21 protein-coding genes and 1 pseudogene are annotated in these 26,167 nt (G+C 70.8%); 18 read left to right on the top strand and 4 right to left on the bottom strand.

The window, feature by feature from the left end:
• The first annotated feature begins 11 nt into the window (after nucleotides 1–11).
• Nucleotides 12–503 (top strand): peptide deformylase, encoded by a 492-nt coding sequence (gene def, locus AC3IPY_RS11040; protein ID WP_489184342.1) that lies wholly within the window; start codon nucleotides 12–14, stop codon nucleotides 501–503.
• Nucleotides 504–594: 91 nt separating this feature from the next.
• Here the strand turns inward: def and AC3IPY_RS11035 are convergent, their stop codons facing one another.
• Nucleotides 595–2,430 (bottom strand): AMP-dependent synthetase/ligase, encoded by a 1,836-nt coding sequence (locus AC3IPY_RS11035; protein ID WP_489184341.1) that lies wholly within the window; start codon nucleotides 2,428–2,430, stop codon nucleotides 595–597.
• Nucleotides 2,431–2,588: 158 nt separating this feature from the next.
• Here AC3IPY_RS11035 and AC3IPY_RS11030 point away from each other — a divergent pair, with 158 nt between their 5' ends.
• The 3 genes and pseudogenes from AC3IPY_RS11030 to AC3IPY_RS11020 all read left to right on the top strand — a co-directional run bounded on the left by AC3IPY_RS11030 (nucleotide 2,589) and on the right by AC3IPY_RS11020 (nucleotide 5,728).
• Nucleotides 2,589–3,545 (top strand): ROK family glucokinase, encoded by a 957-nt coding sequence (locus AC3IPY_RS11030; RefSeq protein WP_489184340.1) that lies wholly within the window; start codon nucleotides 2,589–2,591, stop codon nucleotides 3,543–3,545.
• 42 nt (nucleotides 3,546–3,587) lie between these two features.
• The gene (locus tag AC3IPY_RS11025; RefSeq protein WP_489184339.1) at nucleotides 3,588–4,277 is read left to right on the top strand and encodes a lysophospholipid acyltransferase family protein; all 690 of its coding nucleotides are present in this window, start codon (nucleotides 3,588–3,590) and stop codon (nucleotides 4,275–4,277) included.
• Between the two features lie 121 nt (nucleotides 4,278–4,398).
• Nucleotides 4,399–5,728: pseudogene (locus tag AC3IPY_RS11020) on the top strand (class II 3-deoxy-7-phosphoheptulonate synthase).
• A 126-nt stretch (nucleotides 5,729–5,854) separates the two neighbouring features.
• Here the strand turns inward: AC3IPY_RS11020 and pknB are convergent.
• On the bottom strand, nucleotides 5,855–7,786 hold the full coding sequence (gene pknB, locus AC3IPY_RS11015; protein WP_489184338.1) for a Stk1 family PASTA domain-containing Ser/Thr kinase: 1,932 nt from the start codon (nucleotides 7,784–7,786) through the stop codon (nucleotides 5,855–5,857).
• Between the two features lie 151 nt (nucleotides 7,787–7,937).
• Entirely contained in the window at nucleotides 7,938–9,056 is a 1,119-nt protein-coding gene (locus tag AC3IPY_RS11010) for a LysM peptidoglycan-binding domain-containing protein (protein ID WP_489184337.1), read from the bottom strand.
• Between the two features lie 230 nt (nucleotides 9,057–9,286).
• On the opposite strand from AC3IPY_RS11010, the gene AC3IPY_RS11005 reads away from it, so the two are divergent.
• Nucleotides 9,287–9,640 (top strand): Rv2175c family DNA-binding protein, encoded by a 354-nt coding sequence (locus AC3IPY_RS11005; protein ID WP_489184336.1) that lies wholly within the window; start codon nucleotides 9,287–9,289, stop codon nucleotides 9,638–9,640.
• An 89-nt stretch (nucleotides 9,641–9,729) separates the two neighbouring features.
• On the opposite strand, the gene AC3IPY_RS11000 is transcribed toward AC3IPY_RS11005, so the two are convergent.
• On the bottom strand, nucleotides 9,730–10,842 hold the full coding sequence (locus AC3IPY_RS11000; RefSeq protein WP_489184335.1) for a polyprenyl synthetase family protein: 1,113 nt from the start codon (nucleotides 10,840–10,842) through the stop codon (nucleotides 9,730–9,732).
• Nucleotides 10,843–10,916: 74 nt separating this feature from the next.
• Between AC3IPY_RS11000 and AC3IPY_RS10995 the strand changes: the two genes are divergently transcribed.
• The 13 genes from AC3IPY_RS10995 (at nucleotide 10,917) to AC3IPY_RS10935 (ending at nucleotide 26,069) form a co-directional block, all read left to right on the top strand.
• Complete coding sequence (locus AC3IPY_RS10995; RefSeq protein WP_489184334.1) at nucleotides 10,917–11,303, top strand: DUF3040 domain-containing protein; 387 nt, start codon at nucleotides 10,917–10,919, stop codon at nucleotides 11,301–11,303.
• 332 nt (nucleotides 11,304–11,635) lie between these two features.
• Nucleotides 11,636–12,067 (top strand): division/cell wall cluster transcriptional repressor MraZ, encoded by a 432-nt coding sequence (gene mraZ, locus AC3IPY_RS10990; RefSeq protein WP_489184333.1) that lies wholly within the window; start codon nucleotides 11,636–11,638, stop codon nucleotides 12,065–12,067.
• A 101-nt stretch (nucleotides 12,068–12,168) separates the two neighbouring features.
• Nucleotides 12,169–13,122, top strand: coding sequence for a 16S rRNA (cytosine(1402)-N(4))-methyltransferase RsmH (rsmH, locus tag AC3IPY_RS10985; protein WP_489184332.1), 954 nt, complete (start codon nucleotides 12,169–12,171; stop codon nucleotides 13,120–13,122).
• Nucleotides 13,119–13,712 (top strand): cell division protein FtsL, encoded by a 594-nt coding sequence (gene ftsL / locus AC3IPY_RS10980; RefSeq protein ID WP_489184331.1) that lies wholly within the window; start codon nucleotides 13,119–13,121, stop codon nucleotides 13,710–13,712. Before rsmH ends, ftsL begins: the two co-directional genes overlap by 4 nt.
• Nucleotides 13,713–13,752: 40 nt before the next feature.
• Nucleotides 13,753–15,564, top strand: coding sequence for a peptidoglycan D,D-transpeptidase FtsI family protein (locus tag AC3IPY_RS10975; RefSeq protein WP_489184330.1), 1,812 nt, complete (start codon nucleotides 13,753–13,755; stop codon nucleotides 15,562–15,564).
• 13 nt (nucleotides 15,565–15,577) lie between these two features.
• Nucleotides 15,578–17,125, top strand: coding sequence for a Mur ligase family protein (locus AC3IPY_RS10970; protein ID WP_489184329.1), 1,548 nt, complete (start codon nucleotides 15,578–15,580; stop codon nucleotides 17,123–17,125).
• A complete protein-coding gene (locus tag AC3IPY_RS10965) occupies nucleotides 17,122–18,534 on the top strand; it encodes a UDP-N-acetylmuramoyl-tripeptide--D-alanyl-D-alanine ligase (protein WP_489184328.1) in 1,413 nt (470 codons plus the stop codon). The genes AC3IPY_RS10970 and AC3IPY_RS10965 overlap by 4 nt, the downstream gene beginning before the upstream one ends.
• Nucleotides 18,531–19,628: a phospho-N-acetylmuramoyl-pentapeptide-transferase gene (gene mraY / locus AC3IPY_RS10960; protein ID WP_489184327.1), complete on the top strand. Its 1,098-nt coding sequence runs from the start codon at nucleotides 18,531–18,533 to the stop codon at nucleotides 19,626–19,628. The genes AC3IPY_RS10965 and mraY overlap by 4 nt, the downstream gene beginning before the upstream one ends.
• Nucleotides 19,625–21,163: a UDP-N-acetylmuramoyl-L-alanine--D-glutamate ligase gene (gene murD, locus AC3IPY_RS10955; protein ID WP_489188303.1), complete on the top strand. Its 1,539-nt coding sequence runs from the start codon at nucleotides 19,625–19,627 to the stop codon at nucleotides 21,161–21,163. Before mraY ends, murD begins: the two co-directional genes overlap by 4 nt.
• Entirely contained in the window at nucleotides 21,123–22,367 is a 1,245-nt protein-coding gene (gene ftsW / locus AC3IPY_RS10950) for a putative lipid II flippase FtsW (protein WP_489184326.1), read from the top strand. The genes murD and ftsW overlap by 41 nt, the downstream gene beginning before the upstream one ends.
• On the top strand, nucleotides 22,364–23,464 hold the full coding sequence (gene murG, locus AC3IPY_RS10945) for an undecaprenyldiphospho-muramoylpentapeptide beta-N-acetylglucosaminyltransferase (protein WP_489184325.1): 1,101 nt from the start codon (nucleotides 22,364–22,366) through the stop codon (nucleotides 23,462–23,464). Before ftsW ends, murG begins: the two co-directional genes overlap by 4 nt.
• Nucleotides 23,465–23,572: 108 nt before the next feature.
• Nucleotides 23,573–24,976, top strand: coding sequence for a UDP-N-acetylmuramate--L-alanine ligase (murC, locus tag AC3IPY_RS10940; RefSeq protein ID WP_489184324.1), 1,404 nt, complete (start codon nucleotides 23,573–23,575; stop codon nucleotides 24,974–24,976).
• A 313-nt stretch (nucleotides 24,977–25,289) separates the two neighbouring features.
• The gene (locus tag AC3IPY_RS10935; protein WP_489184323.1) at nucleotides 25,290–26,069 is read left to right on the top strand and encodes a cell division protein FtsQ/DivIB; all 780 of its coding nucleotides are present in this window, start codon (nucleotides 25,290–25,292) and stop codon (nucleotides 26,067–26,069) included.
• The last annotated feature ends 98 nt before the right edge of the window (nucleotides 26,070–26,167 follow it).

Genomic DNA, 26,167 nt, shown 5'->3' with positions numbered 1-26,167 from the left:
AGAGAGCGGCATTGCCGGAACGACCCATTCGCCTGTTCGGCGACCCAGTCCTGAAGACCGTCTCCGCCCCCGTCGAACAGATCGATGACGGCGTTCGCGCGCTCGTCGCCGACCTCGTCGACAGCGTCCGCATCCCGGGCCGGGCCGGGGTGGCGGCCTCGCAGATCGGGGTGAACCTCCGGGCGTTCAGCTACAACGTCGACGGCGAGGTCGGCTACATCCTGAATCCCGTGATCGTCGAGACATCCGGCGACCTCGAACTGCTCGACGAGGGATGCCTCTCGGTGCCGGGTCTCTGGCAGAAGACGCCGCGGTACCCGTTCGCCAGGGTGCGGGGCATCGACCTCGACGGCAATGAGATCGAACTCTCGGGCACCGGGCTCATGGCACAGGCGCTGCAGCACGAGACCGACCACCTCGACGGGCTGCTCTACCTCGACCGCCTCGAGAAGGACGAGCGCCGGGCGGCGATGCGCGCCGTGCGGGAGTCGGATTGGTTCTGACCGGCATTCGGATTCCGGCCCGGACCGCGAAGACCGCCTGAACGACGAAACGGGCCCCGCACGAGATGCGGGGCCCGTTTCGGGGTTCGGATCAGCGGATGATCGAGTGCCCCTCGGTCGCCGGAGCTCCCGAGTACATGCCTTCGATCTCGGTCGCGAAGTCCTCGAGGATCACGTTGCGCTTGATGCTGAGCTTCGGGGTCAGGTGCCCGCTGGCCTCGGTGAGGTCGGTCGTCAGGATCGCGAACTTGCGGATCGACTCGGCCCGCGACACGTTCTCGTTCGCCGTGTCGATCGCCCGCTGCACCTCGGCGAGGACCGCCGGGTTCACGGCGGCCTCCTCGACGCTCATGCCGGCGTCCTCGCCGTTGTTGTTCAGCCAGACCGGGAGCATCTCGGGGTCGAGCGTGATGAGTGCCGAGATGAACGGCTTCTGGTCGCCGACCGCGACGACCTGGCCGATGAGCGGGTTCGCCCGGATCGGATCTTCGAGCGCGGCGGGCGCCACGTTCTTGCCGCCCGCGGTGACGATGATCTCCTTCTTGCGACCGGTGATCGTGAGGAAGCCCTCGTCGTCGAACGAGCCGAGGTCGCCGGTCTTGAACCACTCGCCGTCGAACGCGTCTGCGGTCGCCTCGGGGTTGTTCCAGTACTCCGTGAAGACGTCGACGCCCTTGACCTGGATCTCGCCGTCGTCGGCGATGCGCACCGAGACGCCCGGCAGTGCGGGGCCGACCGTGCCGATCTTCGAACGCGTGGTGAGGTTCACCGTCGCGGGTGCGGTGGTCTCGGTGAGGCCGTAGCCCTCGAGGATCGTGATGCCGAGCGCGTGGTAGAAGTGCCCGAGGCGCGGGCCGAGCGGCGCCGAACCCGACACGGCGTACTTGACGTTGCCACCCATGGCCGTGCGCAGCTTGGAGAAGACGAGGGTGTCGTAGAGCTTGAACTTGAGCTTCATGCCGAGCGAGATGGGCGAGCCCGCCTCTTTCGCCGTGGAGTAGGCCACGGCGGTCTCGGCGGCGGCGCGGAAGATCTTGCCCTTGCCGCCGGCCTCGGCCTTCTGCTCGGAGACGTTGTAGACCTTCTCGAACACGCGCGGCACGGCCAGGAGGAAGGTCGGCTTGAAGCTCGCGAGCGAGGGGAGGAGCTGCTTGGTGTCGGCCTGGTGGCCGACGCGGACGCCGGCGTGCACGCTCAGCACGGCGATGAAGCGGGCGAACACGTGCGCGGTCGTGATGAACAGCAGGGTCGACGCGCCGTTGGGGTCGAGCACGACGTCTTTCAGCGCGACCGCGGCGTTGCGGGAGAGCTCGACGAAGTTCGAGTGCGTGAGCACGCAACCCTTGGGCTTGCCGGTGGAACCCGAGGTGTAGATGAGGGTCGCGATGTCGGAGCCGCGGGCGAGGTTGCGCCGGCGCTCGATCTCGTCGTCGGCGACACCGGTGCCGGCGGCCGCGATCTTGTCGAGGTCGCCGAGGTCGATCTGCCACACCTTGCCGATGGCCGGGAGGTCGGGGTGCACCTCGTCGAACCGTGCGAAGTGGTCGGCGGTCTCGAGGATGACGGCGACGGCGCCCGAGTCGCTGAGGCTCCACTGCACCTGCGTCGGCGAGTTGGTCTCGTAGACGGGCACGAGGATGCCGCCGGCGAACCACATGGCGAAGTCGATGAGGGTCCACTCGTAGCGGACCTTGCTCATGAGGCCGACCTTGTCGCCGGGCTGGATGCCGGCCGCGACGAAGCCCTTGGCGAGGGCGATCACCTGGTCGTAGAACTCGCGGGTCGTCACGGGCGACCAGCCGCCGTCGGCGGTCGGAAGCGAGAAGAGCACGGAGTCGGGGGTCGCCGCGACACGGTCGACCAGCAGGTCGGTCGTGTTCGCTTCGGGGTCGGCGGGGACGACGGCGGGGGTATCGAACTGGATCACGGTAGCTCCTTCGGCACCGGTAAGTCATACAGGGGGCGACGGTCGGTGTAGGGGTTGACCGGTCTACTACACTCTAGTGGTTGCCCCGCCGCGGGCCCCGCCCGCTGGGCGGCCTGCAGGGCGATTCGACAGCTCCCACCCACGAAAGGCGATCCACCGTGCACGCGATCGGCATCGACATCGGCGGAACCAAGATCGCGGGGGCGGTCGTCGACGAGGCGGGCGCGATCGTCCGGCACGAGCGGGTGCCGACCCCGGCCGGCGATGCCGCGCTCCTCGAGGACGCGGTCGTCGAGATGATCCGCGCCCTGTCCGACGGCGCCGACGAGTCCGAACTCGCCGTCGGCGTCGCCGCCGCCGGATTCATCGACGCGGCCCAGTCGACCGTGTACTACGCGCCGAACATCGACTGGCGCAACGAGCCCTTCCGCGCGAAGCTCGAGGCGCGCGTTGGCGGCACGGTCGTCGTCGACAACGACGCGAACGCGGCGGGCTGGGCGGAGTTCCGGTTCGGCGCAGGCCGGCTCGTGAGCGACATGGTCATGCTCACCATCGGCACCGGCGTGGGCGGTGCGATCGTGACCGGCGACCGGCTGTTCCGCGGCGGGTTCGGCGCCGGCGCGGAGCTCGGCCACCTCCGGGTCGTCCCCGGCGGCCTCCCCTGCGGATGCGGGCAGCGCGGATGCCTCGAGATGTACGGTTCAGGACGCGCGCTGCTGCGCCTCGCGAACGAGATCGCCGACGCGGGCGGCATCGGGCTGCAGCTGGCCCGCGCCCGCGACCTGCACGGCGCGCTCGACGGCAAGATTGTCGGCGCGATGATCGAGACCGAGGACCCGGGCGCGATCGCGGCCCTGCGTCAGCTCGGCCACTGGCTGGGCGAGGCCGCGGCGTCGCTGTCGGCGGTGCTCGACCCCCAGCGCTTCGTCTTCGGCGGCGGCGTGGCCTCGGCGGGCGAACTGCTGCTCGGCCCGATCCGCGAGGCGTACATCGAGCACCTGCCGGCGCGCGGGTACCACCCCGAGCCCGACTTCGTGATCGCCGAGCTCGTCAACGACGCCGGCGTCGTCGGCGCGGCCGACCTCGCACGCGTCTGGGTGGCCGAGCACGCCTGAGCCGCTGCGGCGGTAGGGTTCAAACGGCGGGAGAGGCAGTCGATGTTCTACTGGATCATGAAGCACATCGTGGTGGGGCCGATCCTGCTCGCGATCTTCCGGCCCTGGATCGTCGGCCTCGAGAACGTCCCGAAGACGGGCCCGGTGGTGCTCGCGAGCAATCACCTCTCGTTCATCGACTCGATCTTCCTCCCGCTCGTCGTCGACCGGCCGGTCGTGTTCCTCGCGAAGAGCGAGTACTTCACGGGCAAGGGCCTCAAGGGCTGGGCCACGAAGATGTTCTTCCAGGCGGCCGGTCAGCTGCCCATCGACCGCTCCGGCGGCAAGGCGTCCGAGGCGTCGCTCGAGACGGGGCTCAGGGTGCTCGGCGGTGGCGGCATCCTCGGCATCTACCCCGAGGGCACCCGCAGCCCCGATGCGCGGCTCTACCGGGGCCGCACGGGCGTGGCGCGCATGGTGCTCGAGGCCGGCGTCCCGGTGATCCCGGTCGCGATGATCGGCACCGAGACCGTCATGCCCATCGGCACGCGGCTGCCGAAGGTGCGCCGCATCGGCCTCATCATCGGCGAGCCGATCGACTTCACGAGGTTCGACGGTCTCGAGGGCGATCGCTTCGTGTTGCGCTCCGTGACCGATGAGCTCGTGCACTCGCTCCGCGGGCTGAGCGGGCAGGAGTACGTCGACGTATACGCGAGCTCGGTGCGGGAGCAGCGCGCTCCGCAATCGCGGTAGGCTCGAGAAGCGGTGGCGCGATCGCGCCGCCGATTTCTCATCCCGGCGCATCGCGCCCCGAAACCCTCAGGACATATCCGTGGTACAGCTCGTCGAGCCCGTCGTCAATGCAGATCCCTCCGTGATCGACGGCCTCGACTATTGGCGCACGCTGCCGATCAAGCAGCAGCCTGTGTGGCCCGACGCCGTGGCCGCGGCCGCGGCATCCGCCGAGCTCGCCTCGCTGCCTCCGCTGGTGTTCGCCGGCGAGGTCGACAACCTCCGCGACCGCCTCGCGGCCGCGTCCAGGGGCGAGGCGTTCCTCCTGCAGGGCGGCGACTGCGCCGAGACCTTCGCCGGGGCGACGGCCGACCAGATCCGCAACCGCGTGAAGACGGTGCTGCAGATGGCCGTCGTGCTCACGTACGGCGCGTCCATGCCGGTCGTCAAGATGGGGCGCATGGCCGGGCAGTTCGCCAAGCCCCGCTCGAGCGACACCGAGACGCGCGGCGACGTCACGCTCCCGGCGTACCGCGGCGACATCGTCAACGGCTACGACTTCACGCCCGAGTCCCGTCAGGCCGACCCTGCGCGACTGGTGCGCGGGTACCACATGGCCGCGTCGACGCTGAACCTCATCCGCGCCTTCACGCAGGGCGGGTTCGCCGACCTCCGCCAGGTGCACTCCTGGAACCAGGGCTTCGCCGCGAACCCCGCCAACGCGCGCTACGAGATCATGGCGCGCGACATCGACCGCGCGGTGAAGTTCATGGACGCCTGCGGCGCCGACTTCGAGGCGCTGCGGCACACGGAGTTCTTCACCGGGCACGAGGGCCTGCTCATGGACTACGAGCGGCCGATGACGCGCATCGACTCGCGTACGGGCACGCCCTACGACACGTCGGCGCACTTCATCTGGATCGGCGAGCGCACACGCGAGCTCGACGGCGCGCATGTCGACTTCCTCTCGCGGGTGCGCAACCCGATCGGCGTGAAGCTCGGCCCGACCACGTCGCCCGAGACCATGCTCGAGCTCATCGACAAGCTCGACCCGAACCGCGAGCCGGGTCGCCTCACCTTCATCACGCGCATGGGCGCAGGCAAGATCCGCGACGGACTGCCGCCGCTGCTCGAGGCCGTGAAGGCGAGCGACGCCACGCCGCTCTGGGTCACCGACCCGATGCACGGCAACGGCATCACGACGCCGAACGGCTACAAGACCCGTCGTTTCGACGACGTGGTCGACGAGGTCAAGGGCTTCTTCGAGGCGCACCGCGCGGCGGGCACGTTCCCCGGCGGCATCCACGTCGAGCTGCACGGGCGACGACGTCACCGAGTGCCTCGGCGGGTCCGAGCACATCGACGAGGCGACGCTCGCCACGCGCTACGAGTCGCTCTGCGACCCGCGCCTGAACCACATGCAGTCGCTCGAGCTCGCGTTCCTGGTCGCCGAGGAGCTCTCGGCGCGCTGATCGGCCACGGCGCGGCATCCGCTCCGCTTTCGAGAGAAGGCGAGCGGATGCCGCGCCTCGTCGTCTGCCCTGATGTCGCCGACGCGGCACGGCACGGCGACGAGATGGCGCGTCGACGCCGGCGGTTCAGAGCGTGAGCTGGCCGGTGATGGTCACAGTGGACCCGCGAACGGCCTGTTCTCCGGCCGGCGGATCGGTCGAGGTGACCTTCGCCAGGTCGAGGAACAGGTCGGGCAGGCTGTAGCTGACCGCGAATCCGGCCTCTTCGAGCTCGCTCTTCGCGTCGCTCATGGTCTTGCCGACGACGTCGGGCACGGCCACGAGGTCCGGCCCCTTCGAGACCGTGAGCTCCACCGTGGACCCGGGCACCATGGGGTCTGCGGTCCAGTCGGCCGTCTTCACGTGGTCCGCGGGCACGTCGGGGTCGAAGACCGGGTCCTTGTAGGTCACGGTGAGCCCGGCGTCGGTGAGCTTCGCCTCGGCCTCGTCGGCGGGAAGACCCTCGACGGGCGGAACCGCGCCGACCGAGACGACGAGGGTCAGCTTGCCGCGTTCCGCGTACGTCTCGCCGACGGGAGCGCCGTCGGCGTCGAGCACGGCGATGACCGAGCCGTTCTCGACGTCGCCGGAGAACTGCTCGACGGCGTCCTTCGCGACGGTGAAGTCCGACAGTTGGTCGCGGGCGTCGGCCTCTGGCGTTCCGACGACCTGGGGCACGTCGAGGATCTGCGGCCCGGTGGAGACGTAGAGCGTGACCTTCGAGCCGCGGTTCACCTGCTCGCCCCCGCCGGGATCGGTGCCGGCGACCGCTCCGGCGGGGATCTCGGGATCGGTGCGCTCGGCGTCGACGACCTCGAAGCCCGCGTCGACCAGCAGGGCGTGCGCCTCGCCGGGCGTCTGGCCGACGGTCTGCGGAACGGAGACGTACGAGCCCGGCCCGCTGCCGAAGTACCACCCGGTGCCGGCGGCGAGGCCGGTGAGCAGCAGCACGAGCGCGAGGATCCAGTAGCCGCGGCGGCGGCGGCGCGCCGACACCTCGGTGAGCGCGGCGGCATCTGGCCCGCCGCCGTCGGCGTCGGACAGCGGCGGGGTCGACGGGGCCGCGAGCGCGCCGGCCGCGACGGCGCCGGTCAGGACGGTCGTCGCGGCGGTCGGGGTCGTGAGGCGCGCGGGAACGTTCGAGAGCACCATCGTCGCGGTCGGATCGATGCCGTGGCGGATGGCGGGCTCGACCTCGCGCAACCGGTCGAGCATCTCGCGTGCGTCGCGCGGACGCGCCTCGGGGTCGCGGGTCGTCGCCCAGAGCACGAGCTCGTCGAGTTCGGCGGGAACCGAGGGGTTCTTCGTGCTCGGCATCGGCACCTGGTCGTTCGCGTGCTGGTACGCGATCTGCATGGGCGCCTCGCCCACGTACGGCTGTTCGCCGGTGAGCATCTCGTACATCATGATGCCGACCGCGTAGATGTCGCTGCGGGCATCGGCGACGCCGCGCGTCACGAGCTCGGGGGAGAGGTACGCGATGGTGCCGAGCAGGGCCTGGCCGGTCGCCGTGTTCGCGCTGGCGGCACGGGCGAGACCGAAGTCGCCGAGCTTGATGCGGCCGTCGTCGGCGAGCAGCACGTTCTCGGGCTTCAGGTCGCGGTGCACGATGCCGGCCTTGTGCGCGGCGGCGAGGCCGGCGAGCACCGCGTCCATGATGTCGACGGTCTGCTCGGGCGTGAGCTTCTTGTAGTCCTTCAGGAGGTCGCGCAGCGTGATGCCGGGCAGGTACTCCATGACCATGTACGCCATGTCGGCGTCTTGACCCTGGTCGAACACGTTCACGACGTTGGGGTGCGCGAGGCGTGCGGCCGAGCGCGCCTCCTGCACGAACCGGCTCTTGAACGTGTTGTCGTCGGCGAGGTGGCCGTGCATGACCTTGATCGCGACGCGGCGTTCGAGCCGCAGGTCGGTGGCGAGGTAGACCGTGGCCATGCCGCCCCGCGCGATGCGCGAGCGCACCTGGTACCGGCCGTCGATGAGACGGCCGATCATCGGGTCGACGGGCGCGGTGGTCACCAGAGAAGTGTACGAACTCCCGCATGCCGCGAGCCGACTACACACCGATGGCGGCGCGATCGAAACGGCTTCGTGATGCTTTGCGATCCTTCACGGCCCGGATGCCGCGGGCTCGACGACGCCGTGAGGTCGTGCCGTGTCGGCCGGTGACTCAGCCGAGTTCGGCGAGCCACGTGCGTGCGGCGTTCACCCACTTGGCGTAGTGCTCGGGATGCGCCGACTTCTGCACGGCCTGGGCCGCGACATCCGCCGGCATGTCGGCCCAGCCGCGGAGGTCGAGCAGTCCTGGCGCGCGGCCGACGTTGGGTCCGTCGGATCCGCCGTAGAACGCGCGTGCCGCGCGGGCGGGGTCGAGCACCTGCTCGGGCGTGCCCCATCCCTGGCTCGGTCGCTGCTGGAACAGGCCGAGCGAGTCGCGATCGCCGGCGGGCACGTTTCTCAGCCCCGACTCCTGCGCCGCTGCGACGAGCGCCGCGACGATGCCGCCGTCGGGCACGTCGAGCTGACGGCCGACGTCGATGATGAGCTGCGCGTTCGCCCGCATCTCGTCGCTGAGGGTCGCCGGCCGATCCGGCTGAGGCTCGGCCGGTGCCGCGGGTGCCGCGGGTGCGGTGTCGGCGACCGGGGTGGCGACGACGGGCTCCGGTGCCGGCCCGGGCTGCGCGGCCGGCGCAGATGCACCGCCGACCGGCGGAAGCACGATGGACTCGCCCGGGAAGATCAGGCTCGACCGCCCGAGCCCGTTGGCGCTCAGGACCTGGGCGACATCCAGCCCGTACCGTTCGGCGATGCCGATGATCGTGTCGCCCGCGACGACCGTGTGCCGTGCCAGATCGGGCGCCGGAGGGGGCTCTTCCGCCTCGGGCGCGGACCCGCCGGGCAGCGCCAGCCGCTGGCCGGGGAAGATGAGGCTCGACCAGCCGAGGCCGTTCGCGGCGAGCACCTCCGCCGTGGCGAGGCCGTAGCGCTCGGCGATGCCGCTGACGGTGTCTCCAGCGGCGACGGTGACCTCCGCCGGTGCGGCGACCGCCGCGACCGCAGCCGCGCGCTCGGCACCGGCCGTGCTCGCCTTCGCCTTCGCCTGCCGTTTCGAGGTCTGCGGTGCGGCCTCGGCCGGCTGGGCGATGCCGAGGGTCACGGCGATGGCCCCGACCATCGCGATCGGCAGGGTGAGGACCCGGCGGATGCCACGTGCCCGGCGCCGTGGCCGCAGCGGTTCGGGTCGCGGGTCGACGCCGGCACCCGGGTCGGGCGGACGGTCTTCGCGCACGTCGGAACTCCGGCGTTCATCGGCCCGGTTCGCCATCCTGCCCCCATCGGCCGACCCCCATCGGCGTTGGACGCCACGGTTTCACAGCGCAGGCGGAGAGTCAACGTCCTCGGCGCGTGTCCCGGGAGTCGCGCGAACCGGTGATCGGGCCGCCACCCGCCCGCGCGCGGCGCCGCGGCGGCTCGAAGAGACGGTTCCGGCGGAGGCGTCGCGCTGGCTAGGCTTGAACCGTGACCGATCCGACTGCGCCAGACGCCGCCGCCACCGAATGGCTGACCGTGCCCGACCTCGTCGAGCTCCTCGACTCGACCCCGAGTCGGGTGCGCCGCATGATCGACGACCGTCATCTGCTCGCGGCGCGCATCGACGGCGTGCTGAAGGTGCCGGCGGACTTCATCCGCGACGGCGCCCCGCTTCCCGAACTGCTCGGCACGGCGATCGTGCTGGGCGACAACGGATTCAGCGACGCCGATGCGCTCGACTGGCTGCTGAACGACGACGACAGTCTCGGCACGACGCCGATCGCCGCGCTCCGCGCGGGTCGCAAGGCCGAGGTCCGACGGGTGGCCCAGGCGCTCGCCTGATCCCTCGGCCCCGCTGAACGCACCCGCTCGATCGGGGGCGCCGCCGCGGCATCCGCTCGACCGTCGGTGCGGTGCGGTGCGCGTGAGCCTCAGCTCGTGCGGCGGCTCACGGTCGTGGCGAGCGACCCGAGCTCGGTGCGGGCCACTTCGCTGAGGGGGGCGTCGACGAGCGCCGCACGTGCGCGGGCGACCTCGTCGGCGATCATGCCCTCGATCTCGTCGACGGCACCGCAGTCGACGATGGTGCGCTGCAGCGTGCGGATCTGGGAATCGTCGAGTTCGGGGTCGCCGAGCAGTTCGTCGAGGAGTGCCCGTGCGCCGGGCGCGAGCCGCTCGCGCGCGGCGGCGACGAGCATCGTGCGCTTGCCCTCGCGGAGATCGTCGCCGCTCGGCTTGCCGGTGATCTCGGGGTCGCCGAACACCCCGAGCAGGTCGTCGCGCAGCTGGTAGGCGATGCCCAGCGGCAGGCCGAACTCGCGCAGCGCACGGATCTGCGCTGCCTGGCCGCCGGCGATGAGCCCGCCGAGCGCGAGCGGCGCCTCGACGGAGTACTTCGCCGCCTTGAACGTGATGACGCGTTCGGCGATCTCGCGCTGCTCGTCGTCGCCGCGCCGGTGCCAGGACTGCTCGGCGAGGATGTCGAGGTACTGCCCCGCGGTCACCTCGGTGCGCATGCGGACGAACTCGGCCCTGGCCGCACGTGCCGCCGAGCGATCGGCGAGCGGGTCGAGCGCCTCGTCGAGCAGTTCGTCGCTCCAGCCCAGGACGAGGTCGCCGAGGAGGATCGCCGACGAGGTGCCGAACTCGTCGCTGCGCCGCAGCCATCCGGCCTCGTCGTGCATGCGCTCGAAGAGCCGGTGCGCCGACGGGGCCCCGCGTCGCGTGTCGGACCGGTCGATGATGTCGTCGTGGATGAGCGCGGCGGCGTGGAAGAGCTCCAGCGCGGAGGCGGCCGTGACGATGGGGGAGAGGTCGCGCTCGTCTGCGTCGGCGAACGGGTCGAACCCGCTGCCGCTCACCGCCTCCCAGCCCCAATAGCAGAAGAGCGCCCGGAAGCGTTTGCCGCCGCTGAGAAACCGCCTTGAGAACTCGTCGAGCGGTTCGAGGTCGGGGCTGACGGAGCGGAGAATGGAGGTGCGCTCGTCGAGGAACGAGTCGATGCGCGTTTGAACCAGATCGACAAGTCGAGAACCGTGAGCCACCCGCCTAGCCTAGCGAGGCCGGGCAGCGCTAGAATGTCCCCGGATGCGTCGGTCCCGAGCCTGAGGGGAAAGAGATGCCGCTTTCAGAGCAGGAGCAACGTCTTCTCGAGGAGATGGAGCGGAACCTCTACCGCAACGATGCGGATTTCGTCCATGCGGTCGGAGGGGTACGCGGTCGTCGCCCGAACTACCGGGCCATCGTGCTCGGCGTGCTGCTCGCGGTCGCGGGCGCAGGAGCACTCATCGCGGGGGTGGCCCTGCAGGTGCTCGTCGTCGGCGTCGTCGGCTTCGCGCTCATGTTCGCGGGCGTCCTCGTCGCGATCACGCCCTCGAAGCGAGGCGCGGCCACGCCGGCGCCCACCGAGCACGGGCCGGCCGGCAGCGCGAAGGGCCAGCAGTCCGCCGGATTCATGGATCGCCTCAACGATCGCTGGGACCGCCGCCAGGAGCGCGGCGACTGAGCCCTCCACCTTCCTCCACACCTGAACGGGTCGATCCTCGGATCGGCCCGTTTCGTCGTGTCCGGGCGATTGCGGCCCGACCGTCGGAAGGTCGCGACCGGCACTGATCGCAGCCGCTCGGCGCGCTGACGTCGGGACGAGGCATCCGCAGGCTCCCGACACTCCCGATTCGGCGACTTTTCCTCCACCATCCTCCACCGCGATGTTCCGCGTGTTTCCGGGGATGCTGGGCGATCGGACGAGTCGAAGCATCCGGATGCCGTTGATCGGTGGATGGGAGTGGAGTAAAGTGGGGCTACCTGGATCCTGGTCGGAGGAAAGGGGGTGGTGCGGTGTTCCTCGGGACCTACGAGCCGAAGCTCGACGAGAAGGGCCGCGTCATTCTTCCGGCCAAATTCCGGGACGAGCTCTCGACCGGACTCGTGCTCACGCGCGGTCAGGAGCGCTGCATCTACGTGTTCAGCGCCCGGGAGTTCGAGCAGATGAACGAGAAGATCCGCCAAGCCCCGGTGACGAGCAAGCAGGCGCGCGACTACATGCGCGTCTTCCTCTCGGGGGCGTCCGCGGAGACCCCCGACAAGCAGCACCGGATCACCGTCCCCGCGACGCTTCGCAGCTACGCGGGCCTCGACCGAGACCTCACGGTCATCGGCGCGGGCAGCCGGGTGGAGATCTGGGATGCCACGGCATGGCAGACGTACCTCGCCGAGCAGGAGGCGGCCTTCGCAGACACGGCGGAGGAGGTGATTCCCGGGCTCTTCTAGCCCGCGGGTTGCGACTCCCAGCCGTACGCGCCTGCTGCACTTCCCCGCAACAGGACGAACGGATGGGGATCGGAATCCGTCGGACACGATCCGGAGACATCATGGACATCGAACGCATCCACACCCCGGTCATGCTCGAGCGCACGCTCGCGCTGCTCGAACCGGCCCTCGGCCGCGACGGCGCCGTGGCCGTCGACGCGACCCTCGGCATGGGCGGTCACACGGCGGCCATGCTCGAACGCTTCCCGGCGCTCACCGTCATCGGTCTCGACCGCGACACCGACGCGCTCGCGATCGCCCGCGAGCGGCTCGCCCGGTTCGGCGACCGTGCGCGCTTCGTGCACACCGTGTACGACGGCATCGCCGACGCGGTGGGCTCCGAGGGGTTCGACGAGGTCGACGCGGTGCTCTTCGACCTCGGCGTCTCCTCGCTGCAGCTCGACCGGGCCGAGCGCGGCTTCGCGTACTCGAAGGACGCCCCGCTCGACATGCGCATGGACGGCACCACGGGCCGTACCGCCGCCGACATCATCGCGACGTACTCCGAGGTCGAGCTCCGCCACATCTTCCAGGACTTCGGCGAGGAGAAGCTCTCGGGGCGCTATGCGAAGGCGATCGTGCAGGCCCGCGAGACGAGTCCGATCACGCGTTCGGCCGAACTCGTCGCGATCATCACCGCGGCCACGCCGGTCGCCGTGCAGCGCCAGGGCCACCCGGCCAAGCGGGTGTTCCAGGCGCTTCGCATCGAGGTGAACGAAGAGCTCTCCGTGCTGCAGCGGGCGATGCCCGCCGCGCTCGAGACGCTGAACCTCGGCGGGCGCATCGTCGTGCTGGCCTACCAGTCGCTCGAGGACCGCATCGTCAAGCGCGTGCTGCAGGCGGCCACCACCTCGTCGGCGCCGGCGGGCCTGCCGATGGAGCTGCCCGAGCACGCCCCGCAGTTCAAGCTCCTCGTGCGCGGCGCCGAACTCGCGAGCGAGGCCGAGCAGGCCGAGAACCCGCGCGCCAAGCCCGTGCGCCTGCGTGCGGCCGAGCGTGTGAGGAGGGCGTCATGACCGCTCTTCCGGCTCCTGGCGCGCCGAGCCCGTCCCGACGCCGCAACTGGGTCCCCGAGATCCTCCGGCCCGTGCCCGACGCGGCGGGCCGGCCCAAGCCGCGCCTGGCGTACGCCGTGATCGCGATCAGCGGCGTCGTCGTCATCGCCCTCGCCCAACTGCTGCTCTCCATCGCCGTCACGCAGGGCGCCTACGAGGTCGACGGATACGAGACCAGCCAGGCGAAGCTCTCGCGCGAGCAGCAGAAGCTCGCCGAAGACCTCGATCGCGTGCAGTCCCCGCAGTACCTCGCGCAGAATGCCGAGGCGCTCGGCATGGTGCCGAACACCAACCCGGTCCTCCTGCGTCTCAGCGACGGCGCCGTGCTCGGCCAGCCGACCGTTGCCGTCGGCGGCAGCACGGCATCCGCGGCCCTCGTGCCGAATGCGCTGATCGTCGGCGTGCCGCTCGTGACCGAGCAGGCCGCGGGAGAGACTGCACCCGTGGGGGGTCACGGCGCAGCGGTCGGTGCAGCGGCACCGGAGGCGGTGACGCCGGAAGCGCCGCCGCCGGCCGTCGGCGACTCGCTGCCCACGCCCAGCACGCACTGACCATCCGAACCGATCCACCGCACCACCCGAGAGGCCGCAGATGAATCGCATCAGCAGACATCCGATGCGGCGCATCCTCGCCGCCGGCGTGGTCCTGGTGCTGCTCGTCATCGTGTTCGTCGTGCGCCTGGTCGACATCCAGGTGGTGCGGGCCGCAGCCCTGAACGAGCAGGCCGAGGAGGTGCGCTCGACAGTGCCGATCCCCGTGTTCGGCACCCGTGGCAAGATCGTCGATCGCAACGGCACCGTGCTCGCCGACAGCGTGATGCGCTACGACATCGCCCTCTCGCCGAAGAACGCGAAGAAGGGACCGGTCGCCCGGGATGAGCCCGACCCCGCCGACCCGTCCAAGACGAAGCGGGTCGACGTGCCGCTCGAGCAGATCGCGGCCGAGCTCGGCGAGGTCGTCGGCCTCACCCAGAACCAGGTGCTCGGCATCATCACCGCCGCGCTGGCCGACAACCCGGACTCCGACTTCGCCTACGTGGCGAAGCTCGTCGATGTCGACACCTACGAGAAGGTCCAGGCGCTCGACATCCCGTGGGTGGTTCCGCACCCGCATCCGAGCCGCAACTACCCCAACGGCGCGGTGGCCGGCAACCTCCTCGGCTGGGTCAACAGCGACGGTGAGGCCGACGCCGGCCTCGAGCTCGGAGAAGACCAGTGCCTCGCGAGCGAGGACGGCGAGGTCACGTACATCCCGAGCCTGCGGGACTGGGTCGAGATCCCGGGCACCCAGGTCGTGCACAAGCAGGCGAAGGACGGCGGCACGCTGCAGCTCACGATCGACTCCGACCTGCAGTGGGAGGTGCAGCGCATCGCCGAGGAGCAGCGACTCGCGGTCCAGGCCGAGTGGGCGACCGTCACGGTCATGGAGGCCAAGACCGGCAAGCTCCTCGCCGTGGCCGACGTGCCGACCGTCGACCCGAACAACCCCTCGGCCACCGACGAGTCCGACCGCGGCTCGCGCACGTTCACCGCGCCGTTCGAGCCCGGCTCGACGTTCAAGGCCGTGACCGCGGCATCCCTCATCGACGCCGGCGTCGCGAACCCGCTGAGCCAGGTCATCGCGCCCTATGTCTACGACGCGCCGAACGGGGCGAACTTCCGCGACAGCTTCGCCCACGAGGACACGCCGTACACGCTGACGGGTGCGCTCATCGACTCCTCGAACACCGCCACCGCGAAGTTCGGCGAGCAGATGTCCGACCAGGCGCGCTTCGAGTACATGCAGAAGTTCGGCTTCGGCCGGGTGAGCGAGGTCGGGTTCCCCGGCGAGGAGTCGGGCGACCTGCACGGCGAGAGCCCCGACGACTGGGACAACCAGACCAAGTACACGACGATGTTCGGCCAGGGCCTCACGACCACGGCCGTGCAGGTCGCGAGCGCCTACCAGACCATCGCGAACGGCGGCGTGCGCATGCCCGTGCAACTCGTCGAGAGCTGCACCGACCCCGACGGCAAGGTCACGAAGACGACCTCGAAGGGCACTCGCGTCATCAGCGAGAAGGCGGCGAAAGAGACGAGCGAGATGCTCGAGAACGTCTACACGCAGGGCTGGCTCGCCGACCAGTGGAACATCCCCGGCTACCGCGTCGCGACCAAGACCGGAACCGCGCAGGTGCCCGACGGCAACGGCGGGTACCGCACCGAATACCTCGTCTCGGTCTCGGGCTTCGCCCCGGCCGACGACCCCGAGTTCGTCGTTTCGGTCAGCTACATGAATGCCGTTAAGATGAATTCGTCCGCCGCATCCGCTCCCGTGTTCCAGAAGGTCATGAGCCAGGTGCTGACGAAGTATCGGACGATTCCATCCGGCGCTCCGGCGCCTGACCTGCCAGCCACCTGGTGAGAAAGTTGGGTTCGTGACCGGATCGCCTCCCACGGCCCTCCGGCCGCAGCATCCCGAGCCTCGATCGCTCCCGGCGCTGGCCGAGCGATTCGGGTTCGAGGTGCGCGGCGATCTCGGCGACCTCGAGGCCACGGGCGTCGTGCTGTCCTCGAACACCGTGCAGGCCGGCGACCTCTACGTCGGCGTTCCCGGGCGCAATGCGCACGGCGCCCAGTACGCCGCGGCGGCGCGCGACGCCGGTGCGGTCGCGGTGCTGACCGATTCCGCGGGCGTCGATCTCGCCGCCGAGTCGGGGCTGCCCGTGCTCGTCGCCGATGACGCGCGCGCCGCGCTCGGCGCGGTCGCCTCATGGATCCACGAGACCGACGAGAACCCGGCGACGATGTTCGCGGTCACCGGCACCAACGGCAAGACGAGCGTCGTCTACCTCCTGTACGGCATCCTCCGCCAGCTCGGCGTGACGGCCGGGCTCACCTCGACCGCCGAGCGGCGCATCGGCGACGAGGCCGTCACGAGCTCGCTGACGACGCCCGAGGCGAGCGAGCTACACGCCCTGCTCGCCCGCATGCGCGAGGTCGACGTGCGCGCCGTCGGCATCGAGGTCTCCGCGCAGGCCCTGTCGCGGCACCGGGTCGACGGCCTCGTCTTCGACGTCGCCGGCTTCACGAACCTCACGCACGACCACCTCGACGACTACCCGTCGATGCAGGTCTACTACGAGGCCAAGCGCGAGCTGTTCCAGCCCGAGCGGTCCCGCCGCGCCGTCGTCACGGTGGACTCCGACTGGGGCAGGCGCCTGGCGGCGGAGGCCGGCATTCCCGTCACGGCCCTGACGACCGAGCCCGAGGTCGAGGCCGACTGGCGCATCACCGTGCTCGACGAGCAGCCGGCCCACACGTCGTTCCTGCTCGAGGGCCCGGGCGGCCGCCGGCTCGAGACGCGCGTGCCGCTGCTCGGCTGGTACATGGCGGCCAACGCGGCGCTCGCGATCGTCATGCTCGTCGAGGCCGGATACGATCTCGCGCGCATCGAGGCGGCGCTCTCGCGCGACGGCGGCATCGAGGCCTATATCCCCGGTCGCGCCGAGCGCATCTCGGGCGATCACGGCCCGATCGTCTACATCGACTACGGGCACAGCCCCGATGCGTTCCTGCAGACGCTCGACGCCATCCGGCGCACGACGACCGGGCGCCTCATCATGGTGTTCGGCGCCGACGGCGACCGCGACACCACGAAGCGCGCCGATATGGGCGCCATCGCCGCCCGCGGCGCCGACGTCGTGGTCATCACCGACTTCCACCCCCGATGGGAGGACCCCGCGGCCATCCGCGCGGCGCTCATCGAGGGTGCGCGCGCCGCGGTCCCCGACCGCGAGATCCACGAGATCGCCGACCCCCGCGCGGCCTTCCGTGCCGCGCTCGCGCTCGCGGGCGACGGCGACGCGATCCTCTACGCCGGCCCGGGCCACGAGGACTACCACGAAGTGAAAGGCGTCAAGATCCCGTATTCAGCCAGAGACGACGCGAGAAGCGCGCTCCGCGAGGCGGGCTGGCCCGCATGATCGCCCTGACCCTTCGCGAGATCGCCGACGCCGTCGGCGGCACGCTCGAGCCGCGCGGCACCGATACCTCGCCCGAGACGGTGATCGAGGGCACCGTCACGACCGATTCGCGTGAGATCGTGCCCGGCGACGTGTTCTTCGCCAAGCGCGGCGAGTTCGACGACGGCCACCGCTTCGCACCTGCCGCAGCGCAGCAGGGCGCGGCGCTGCTCGTCGTCGAGCACGAACTCGACCTCGACGTGCCGCAGATCGTGGTCGCCGACTCCGTGGTCGCCCTCGGCGACCTGGCGACCTCCGTCGTCGCGCGCGTGCGCGAGGCCGGCGACCTGAAGATCGTCGGCGTCACCGGCTCCAACGGCAAGACCACGACCAAGAACCTGCTGCGCGCCGTGCTCGAACGCGTCGGGCCAACGGTCGCGGCCCGCGCCTCGTACAACAACGAGGTCGGCGCGCCGATCACGATGCTCTCGCTCGAGGCCGACACGAGGTTCCTCGTCGCCGAGATGGGCGCCTCGGGCGTCGGCGAGATCGCCCGACTCGTGCGCATGGCGCGGCCCGACATCGGCATCGTGCTGAAGGTCGGCCTCGCGCACGCCGGCGAGTTCGGCGGCATCGAGCAGACGGTGCGCGCGAAGTCCGAGATGGTCACCGACCTGCTCCCGACGGATGTCGCGGTGCTGAACCTCGACGACCCGCGGGTCGCCTCCATGGCCGGGCTCACGAAGGCCGGGGTCGTCACGTTCGGGCTCGGCGCGAACGCCGACGTGCGCGCGACCGACGTCGTCGTGCACGCCCGCGGAACCGAGTTCACCGTGCACGTCCCCGGCGGCGAGTCCGCCTCGGTGCGGTTCGGCGTGCTCGGCGAGCACCACGTCATGAACGCGCTCGCGACGGTCGCGGCATCCGTCGAACTGGGCGTCGGGCTCGCCGACGTGGTCGCGGCGCTCGAGTCGGTGACCCTGGCCGAACAGTGGCGCATGCAGGTCATGGGCGGCCGCGACGGCATCACCGTCATCAACGATGCGTACAACGCGAGTCCCGACTCCATGAGCGCGGCGCTCAAGACGCTGGCCCAGGTCAAGGCGCCGGGCACCCGCACGATCGCCGTCCTCGGCGAGATGAGCGAGCTGGGCGAGTTCTCGGGCGAGGAGCACGACCGCATCGGCCTGCTCGCGGTTCGCCTCGGCGTCTCGCAGCTCGTCGTGGTGGGCGAGGGCGCGAGGCGTCTGCACATCACGGCCATCAACGAGGGATCGTGGGACGGCGAGTCCGCCTACGTGAAGACGGCCGACGAGGCGTACGACCTCGTCGTCGCCGCAGCCCGGCCCGGTGACACCGTGCTGGTGAAATCGTCGAACGCGGCGGGCCTCCGCCACCTCGGCGACCGACTGGGAGAATGGTTCTCGTGAGAGCACTGCTGAGCGCCGGAGCCTTGTCGCTCGCCTTCACGCTGTTTCTGACCCCCCTGTTCATCAAGCTCTTCGTGCGGCTCGGGTGGGGTCAGTTCATCCGTGACGACGGGCCGCAGAGCCACCACGTCAAGCGCGGCACGCCCACGATGGGCGGCATCGTCTTCATCCTCGGAACCGTCCTCAGCTACTTCGCGGCGACCCTGCTCATCAGCAATGAGAAGCCGACGGCCAGCGGCCTGCTGGTGCTGTTCATGATGGTCGGGCTCGGGCTCGTCGGCTTCCTCGACGACTTCCTGAAGACGCGCAAGAAGCAGAGCCTCGGACTCGGCGGATGGGCGAAGGTCGCCGGGCAGACGGCCGTCGCGGCGGCGTTCGCGCTGCTCGCGATCAACTTCCCGAACAGCGAGGGCGTCACGCCGGCGACGACGAACATCTCGTTCATCCGCGATCTGCCGCTCGACTTCATGGTCTTCGGCACGATCGCAGGCACCATCGTCTACGTCGTCTGGATCTGCCTCATCGCGGCCGCCACCTCGAACGGCGTGAACGTGACCGACGGCCTCGACGGCCTCGCCGGCGGCGCCTCGGCGCTCGCGATCGGGTCCTTCATCTTCATCGGGTTCTGGCAGTTCAACCAGTCGATCTTCAGCCCGAACCTCAACATGGCCGACGCGTATCGCGCGTACGACGTGCGCGACCCGCTCGACATCGCGATCGTGGCTTCGGCCATCGTCGGCGGGCTCATCGGGTTCCTCTGGTGGAACACGAACCCCGCGAAGATCTACATGGGCGACACCGGCTCACTCGCCCTCGGCGGCGCGCTGGCGGCCCTCGCGATCCTCAGCCACACCGAACTGCTGCTCGTGCTCATCGGCGGCATCTTCGTCATCGAGGCCGGCTCGGTCATCGTGCAGCGCGCGTACTTCAAGGTCACCGGCGGCAAACGCATCTTCCTCATGAGCCCGATCCACCATCACTTCGAGTTGAAGGGCTGGGCCGAGGTCACGATCGTCGTGCGCTTCTGGCTCATCGCCGGCATGTTCGTCGCCGCCGGCGTCGGCAGCTTCTACTTCGAGTGGCTGCAGCGATGACGGCTGCGGATGCCGCGACCGGGCGTCTCGACGGGTTGACGAGCTGGCACGCGGAGTGGAAGGGACTCCGGGTCGTCGTGCTCGGTGCGGGCGTCACGGGATTCGCCGCGGCCGACACGCTCTCCGAGCTCGGCGCCGAGGTCCTCCTCGCCGCCTCGAGCGTCGATGACGATCGGGCGAGGATCCTCGACGTCATCGGGGTGCGCGTGCTGCGGCATCCGCTCGACGTCGTTCCCAACGAGGTGGTCGCGTTCGCTCCCGACGTCGTCGTCGTCTCGCCGGGATTCCACCCCGACCACGCCGTGCTCGAATGGGCGGGCGCAGCGGGCGTCGCGATCTGGGGCGACATCGAGCTCGCCTGGCGCGTGCGCGACAAGGTGAACGCCGCCGACTGGATCCTCGTCACCGGCACGAACGGCAAGACCACGACGACCCAACTGGCCGCGACGCTGCTCGCGGCGAACGGGCTGCGGGCCGCCCCCTGCGGCAACATCGGGGTACCGGTGCTCGACGCCGTGCGCGACCCGAGCGGCTTCGACGTGCTCGTGGTCGAGCTCTCGAGCTACCAGTTGCACACCCTGCCGACCGAGGGGCCGGGCGCGCTGCACCCGGTCGCGAGCGTGTGCCTGAACGTCGCCGACGACCACCTCGACTGGCACGGCGGCGCCGAGGCGTACCGTGCAGCGAAGGGCAAGGTGTACGCGAACACGCGTGTCGCCTGCGTCTACAACCGGGCCGACGAGGCGACCAGGCGCATGGTCGAGGACGCCGACGTCGAAGCGGGCGCGCGCGCCATCGGCTTCGGCCTCGACGTGCCGGGCCCGAGCGACTTCGGCGTCGTCGAGGGCATCCTCTGCGATCGCGCCTTCCTCGAGGAGCGGCACTCGTCGGCACTCGAGATCATCACGGTCGACGAGCTCGAGCCTCGCGGCCTCGCGGTGCCCCACATCGTGGCGAACATCCTCGCCGCCTCGGCGCTCGTGCGCGCCGTCGGCGTCCCGGTCGGCGTCATCCACGACGCGCTGGGGGAGTTCCGACTCGACCACCACCGCATCGAGACCGTCGAGCTCGCCGGGGGCATCCGCTGGGTCGACGACTCCAAGGCGACGAACCCGCATGCGGCCGAGGCCTCGTTGCGCGCCTACCCGAGCGTGGTGTGGATCGTCGGCGGCCTCCTCAAGGGCGTCGACGTCGACGACCTGGTCGCCACGCACGCCGCCCGCCTGCGCGCGGCGATCGTGATCGGGGTCGAGCGCGCCGCACTCGTCGCCGCGTTCGCCCGACACGCGCCCGACGTGCCGCTGTTCGAGATCGACGACGCCGACACTGGAACGGTGATGTCGCAGGCGGTGGCGTTCGCCGAGTCGAAGGCGCAGGCCGGCGACACGGTGCTGCTGGCCCCCGCCGCCGCATCGATGGACCAGTTCGCCGACTACGCCGATCGCGGGCGGTCCTTCCAGCAGGCGGTTCGGGAGCGAGCAGGAGGTGGTGCCGATGGCGACCCCGCAGCAGACGCCCCCGGCGCCGGGGTCTGAGGGCAGGGGCGTCGCCGCCCGCATCCGCATCGGACGCGTGTTCCGCGTCGAATCGAAGGATTACGTCCTGCTCCTGAGCACGACCGTCTTCCTCGTGCTCTTCGGCCTCGTGATGGTGCTCTCCTCGTCGACGGTCGAGTCGCGCATCGAAGACGGCGACTTCTTCGTCCAGGCCGCCCGTCAGGGCATGTTCGCCGTCATCGGCCTTCCGGTGATGCTCATCGCGAGCCGGTTCCCCGAGCGGTTCTGGATGCGCATCGCGTGGCCTCTGCTGATCGTGTCCTGCGCTCTGCAGGCGCTGGTGGTGGCCACGCCGCTCGGCGTCAGGATCGGCGGCAACACGAACTGGCTCGCGATCGGCCCCGTGCAGTTCCAGCCGTCCGAGCTCATCAAGGTGGCGCTCGTGCTCTGGCTCGGCCTCATCGTCACGAAGAAGCAGGCGCACCTCGGCGACTTCCGGCAGGGCATCCTCCCGATCCTGCTCGTGGGCGGCGGGGCGATCGGACTGGTGCTCCTCGGCGGCGACCTCGGAACGGTCATGGTGATGGGGCTCATGCTCCTCGGTGCGCTGTTCCTCATCGGGGTGCGCTTCCGGCTGCTGCTGCCGCCCGTGCTGCTGAGCGCGGCGCTCTTCGTGATCGTCGCGGTCACCAGCGACAGCCGCATGCGCCGCATCAGCGCGTTCCTGCAGGAGACCTGCGAGAACCCCGACGACTGCTGGCAGACCGAGCACGGCCGGTTCGCCCTGGCGAACGGCGGGGTCTTCGGGGTCGGCCTCGGCAACTCGACGGCCAAGTGGTCGTGGCTGCCGGCGGCCGACAACGACTTCATCTTCGCGATCATCGGCGAGGAACTGGGGCTGATCGGGGCGATCGTCGTCATCGCGTTGTTCGCCCTGCTCGCGTTCGCGTTCGCTCGCGTGCTCCGCTCGGCGCAGACGCCGTTCGCGAAGGCCGTCACGGCATCGGTCATGGTGTGGGTGATCGGCCAGGCATGTGTCAACATCGGAGTCGTGCTCGGTGTCTTCCCCGTCCTCGGTGTCCCGCTTCCGCTCGTCTCCGCCGGAGGCACGGCGCTCGTGACCACGCTCTTCGCCATCGGCATCGTGCTCTCGGTCGCGCGTGACCCAGAGGCGACCGCGCGTGCCGCTGCTCGGGCTGCGGCGCGCCTCGCCCCCCGCTCTGCAGCCGGTCGCACCCGATGACCGTGCACCTGCTGGCCGGCGGCGGAACGGCCGGCCATGTCAACCCGCTGCTCGCGGTCGCCGATCATCTGCGCGAGCGCGATCCGCGCGCCGAGGTCCTCGTGCTCGGCACCGCCGAGGGGCTCGAGTCCCGTCTGGTGCCCGCGCGGGGCTACGAGTTGCTCACCATCGCGAAGGTGCCGTTCCCGCGGCGGCCCGACGGGGCGGCGGTCCGGTTCCCGAAGCGGTTCTGGCAATCGGTCTCCGACGTGCGCACCATCATCTCCGAGCGAGAGGTCGACGTGGTCGTCGGCTTCGGCGGGTACGTCTCGACGCCCGCCTACCTCGCCGCACGCCGGCTCGGCGTTCCGATCGCGATCCACGAGGCCAATGCGAGGCCGGGCCTCGCGAACCGTCTCGGAGCCCGGTGGGCCGAGACCGTCGGCGTCGCTTTCACCGGCACACCGCTGCGGCACGCCGAGGTCGTCGGCATGCCGCTCCGGCGCGAGATCGCCGACCTCGACCGGGTGGCCGGGCGCCGAGCCGCCGCCGAGTCCTTCGGCCTCGACCCCGACCGGCCGGTGCTGCTCGGGACCGGCGGCTCCCTCGGCGCTCGTCGCATCAACCGCACGATGGTCGATTCGGCCGAAGCGATCACCGGTGCGGGCTGGCAGGTGCTGCACATCACCGGCGCGAACTCCGAGGTCTCCGACCCCGGCGTGGCCGACTACCATCTGCTCGAGTACGCCGACCGCATGGATCTCGCGCTCTCCGTCGCCGATTTCGCGGTCTCGCGCGCCGGTGCCGCGACCGTCTGCGAACTCGCGGCACTCGGCATCCCGTCGCTCCTCGTGCCGTACCCGGTGGGCAACGGCGAGCAGCGGTTCAACGCGGCCGAGGTGGTCGAGGCCGGCGGCGCGATCCTCGTCGACGATGCGGCGTTCCTACCCGACCTCGTGCGTGCGACGCTGCTCCCGTTGCTCGCCGAACCGCATCGCGTGGCCGACATGGCCGCGGCCGCGGCATCGGTCGGGCACCGCGACGGGACGGAGCGCATGGTCGGCCTCGTCGACGCCGCGCTCGGCGCGGATGCCGCCGACGCCCGGTCCGGCGCGTAACGTGGAGACGACGGATGCCGCGGCATCCGCCCCAGTGAGCTGTGGCATGCTCGATGCCGCACCCAGCGCCCCGCACCCCGAACCCCGAGCCGGAAGAAAAGCATCGTCGTGACCATCAAGCCCGATCTGTCCATCCCGATCCCGACCAGCCTCGGAGCCGTGCACTTCGTGGGCATCGGCGGCTCGGGCATGAGCGGCATCGCGCGGCTCCTCATCGGCGAGGGGCATCGGGTGACCGGCTCCGACGTGCGCGACTCGGCGAACATCGCCGCCCTCCGCGAGCTCGGCGCCGACATCGCCATCGGCCACGCGGCGGCCAACCTCGGCGACGACGTCGACACGGTCGTGGTCACCGGTGCGCTCTGGCAGGACAACCCCGAGTACCGACTGGCCCTCGAACGCGGCCTGCCCGTGCTGCACCGCTCGCACGCCCTCGCGGCCCTGATCGCGGGCCGCCGGCTCGTGTCGGTCGCGGGCGCGCACGGCAAGACCACCTCGACGGGCATGATCGTGACTGCCCTCCGGGCGCTCGGCGCCGACCCGAGCTTCGTCAACGGCGGCGTGCTCGCCGACCTGGGCGTGAGTTCGGCCGCGGGCGCCGGCGAACTCTTCGTCGTCGAGGCCGACGAGTCCGACGGCTCGTTCCTGCTCTACGACACGGCCGTCGCGCTCATCACCAACGTCGATCCCGATCACCTCGACCACTACGGCTCCCGCGAGGCGTTCGAGCAGGCGTTCGTCGAGTTCGCCGACCGAGCGAGCGAGCTCGTCGTGATCTCGAGCGACGATGCCGGCGCGGTGCGCGTGTCAGAGCGGCTGTCGAACGAGCACGTCATCACGTTCGGCGAGGCATCCGATGCCACGGTGCGGTTGCATTCCGTCGTCACCGACGGCCCCGTGGCCTTCAGCGTCTCGTACGAGGGCGTCGACCACACCGCCCGACTTCGCGTGCCAGGCCGCCACAACGCGATCAACGCGGCAGGCGCGTTCGCGGTGCTCGTCGGGCTCGGATTCGATCCGGCCGCCTCGTTGGCCGGCATCGAGGCGTTCTCGGGCACGGGGCGCCGCTTCGAACTGCACGGCATCGTCGGCGGCGTGAGCGTCTACGACGACTACGCCCACCACCCCACCGAGGTCGCGGCCGCGCTGTCGGCTGCGCGCACGGTCGTGGGCGAGGGTCGCATCATCGCCGTGCACCAGCCGCACACGTACAGCCGCACGCAGGCCTTCGCCAAGGAGTTCGCCGAGGTGCTCGAGCAGTACGCCGACGAGACCGTCGTGCTCGACGTGTACGGCGCGCGTGAAGACCCCGTGCCCGGGGTGACCGGTGCGCTCGTCAGCGAACGATTCGCGGATGCCTCGCATGTGGCCTTCCTCGCGGACTGGCAGCAGGCCGCCGACCACACGGCGCGCATCGCGCGGCCGGGCGACTACGTGATCACCCTCGGCTGCGGTGACGTCTACCGCATCGTGCCGCAGCTGCTCGGCTCGCTCGAGCGGGAGCGCGGGTGAGGGTGCACGCCGCGTGAAGCGGCCGCAGGGATTCGAACGGCCGGCGCAGACGCGACCGGCCGCGAAGCCGAGTGCCTCCGAATCCGCGCGATCCACCGCGCGGACGAACCGATCCGCACGGTCCGGCGACGCGGTGCCGAAGCCGGCACCGACCGCCGACGCGCGGAGCGCCCGCCCGGCCCCGGCGCCGCAGCGTGCACCGAGCGCCGCGGATCAGGCGCACACGGAACCGATCGAGGTCGACGTCGAACGACTCGCAGGCGAACGGACGGGCGCGTCGTCCGAGGCATCCGACGCTCCTCGCGCCGAGCCGGTGACGACGGCACGCAGCCGTTGGGCCGCCCGCCGTGACGTCGCCGCGGCGACTCGGGCGCGCAAGCGCTACGAGCGGGCCGAGGTGCGCCGGTTCACCGTGCGTTCGAGGCGGCGACGGCTGGCATGGGGCGTCTCGCTCGGCACGCTGGCGCTGCTCGTCGCCGTGGTCGTGGTCGGCGCCTACTCACCGCTCATGGCGTTGCGCGAGGTGCGCGTCGAGGGCGCCTCGCGGGTGCCCGCCGAGGGCGTCGTGAGCGCGTTCGACCCGATGCTCGGCACGCCGCTGACCCTGATCGATCGCGATGAGGTGCAGGCGGCGCTCTCGGAGTTCCCGCTCATCGAGACGTACCAGCTCGAGGCCGTTCCGCCGGGAACGCTCGTCGTGCGGCTCGTCGAGCGCACGCCGGTCGGCGTGATCGAGACCTCCGAGGGCCTGGCCCTCGTCGATGCCGCCGGCGTCGTCATCGAACGACCGGAGTCCAGGCCCGACGGGCAGCCGTTGATCAGCGTCGACGGGGGAGTGACCAGCGACGGCTTCCGTGCGGTCGCCGCCGTCGTGCGCAGCCTTCCGGCCGACGTGCGCCCGCTCGTGACGGGTGCGAGCGCCGAGACGGCCGACGACGTCGAACTCGAGCTCGGCGACGCGCGCGTCGTGTGGGGCAGTGCCGAGGAGTCCTCCCTGAAGGCCGCGGTGCTCGCCGGCCTCATGCGCGCGGCGCCGCCCGAGACGGTCTCGCAGTACGACGTGTCGGCACCGATGAGCCCCGTCACGCAGTGAGGGCAGCGACGGTGAGCGTCGGCTCGGCCCGGGTCCGGGCAACCGATCGAACCTTCTCGCGACACGCCCGCGTGCCTTGCAGTGCGGTGCTCCGCCTC

The sequence above is a fragment of the Agromyces sp. GL_144 genome, from assembly GCF_057834305.1.
Note: the sequence above shows the minus strand (reverse complement) of the source record. Positions and strands in the feature narration are given on the sequence as shown.

Excerpts from the sequence above, each read along its gene's own strand:
- AC3IPY_RS11025 (WP_489184339.1), top strand. The coding sequence starts at position 3,588 with ATGTTCTACTGGATCATGAAGCACATCGTGGTGGGGCCGATCCTGCTC.
- AC3IPY_RS10995 (WP_489184334.1), top strand. The coding sequence starts at position 10,917 with ATGCCGCTTTCAGAGCAGGAGCAACGTCTTCTCGAGGAGATGGAGCGG.
- rsmH (WP_489184332.1), top strand. The coding sequence starts at position 12,169 with ATGGACATCGAACGCATCCACACCCCGGTCATGCTCGAGCGCACGCTC.
- ftsL (WP_489184331.1), top strand. The coding sequence starts at position 13,119 with ATGACCGCTCTTCCGGCTCCTGGCGCGCCGAGCCCGTCCCGACGCCGC.
- AC3IPY_RS10975 (WP_489184330.1), top strand. The coding sequence starts at position 13,753 with ATGAATCGCATCAGCAGACATCCGATGCGGCGCATCCTCGCCGCCGGC.
- AC3IPY_RS10965 (WP_489184328.1), top strand. The coding sequence starts at position 17,122 with ATGATCGCCCTGACCCTTCGCGAGATCGCCGACGCCGTCGGCGGCACG.
- murD (WP_489188303.1), top strand. The coding sequence starts at position 19,625 with ATGACGGCTGCGGATGCCGCGACCGGGCGTCTCGACGGGTTGACGAGC.
- ftsW (WP_489184326.1), top strand. The coding sequence starts at position 21,123 with ATGGCGACCCCGCAGCAGACGCCCCCGGCGCCGGGGTCTGAGGGCAGG.
- murG (WP_489184325.1), top strand. The coding sequence starts at position 22,364 with ATGACCGTGCACCTGCTGGCCGGCGGCGGAACGGCCGGCCATGTCAAC.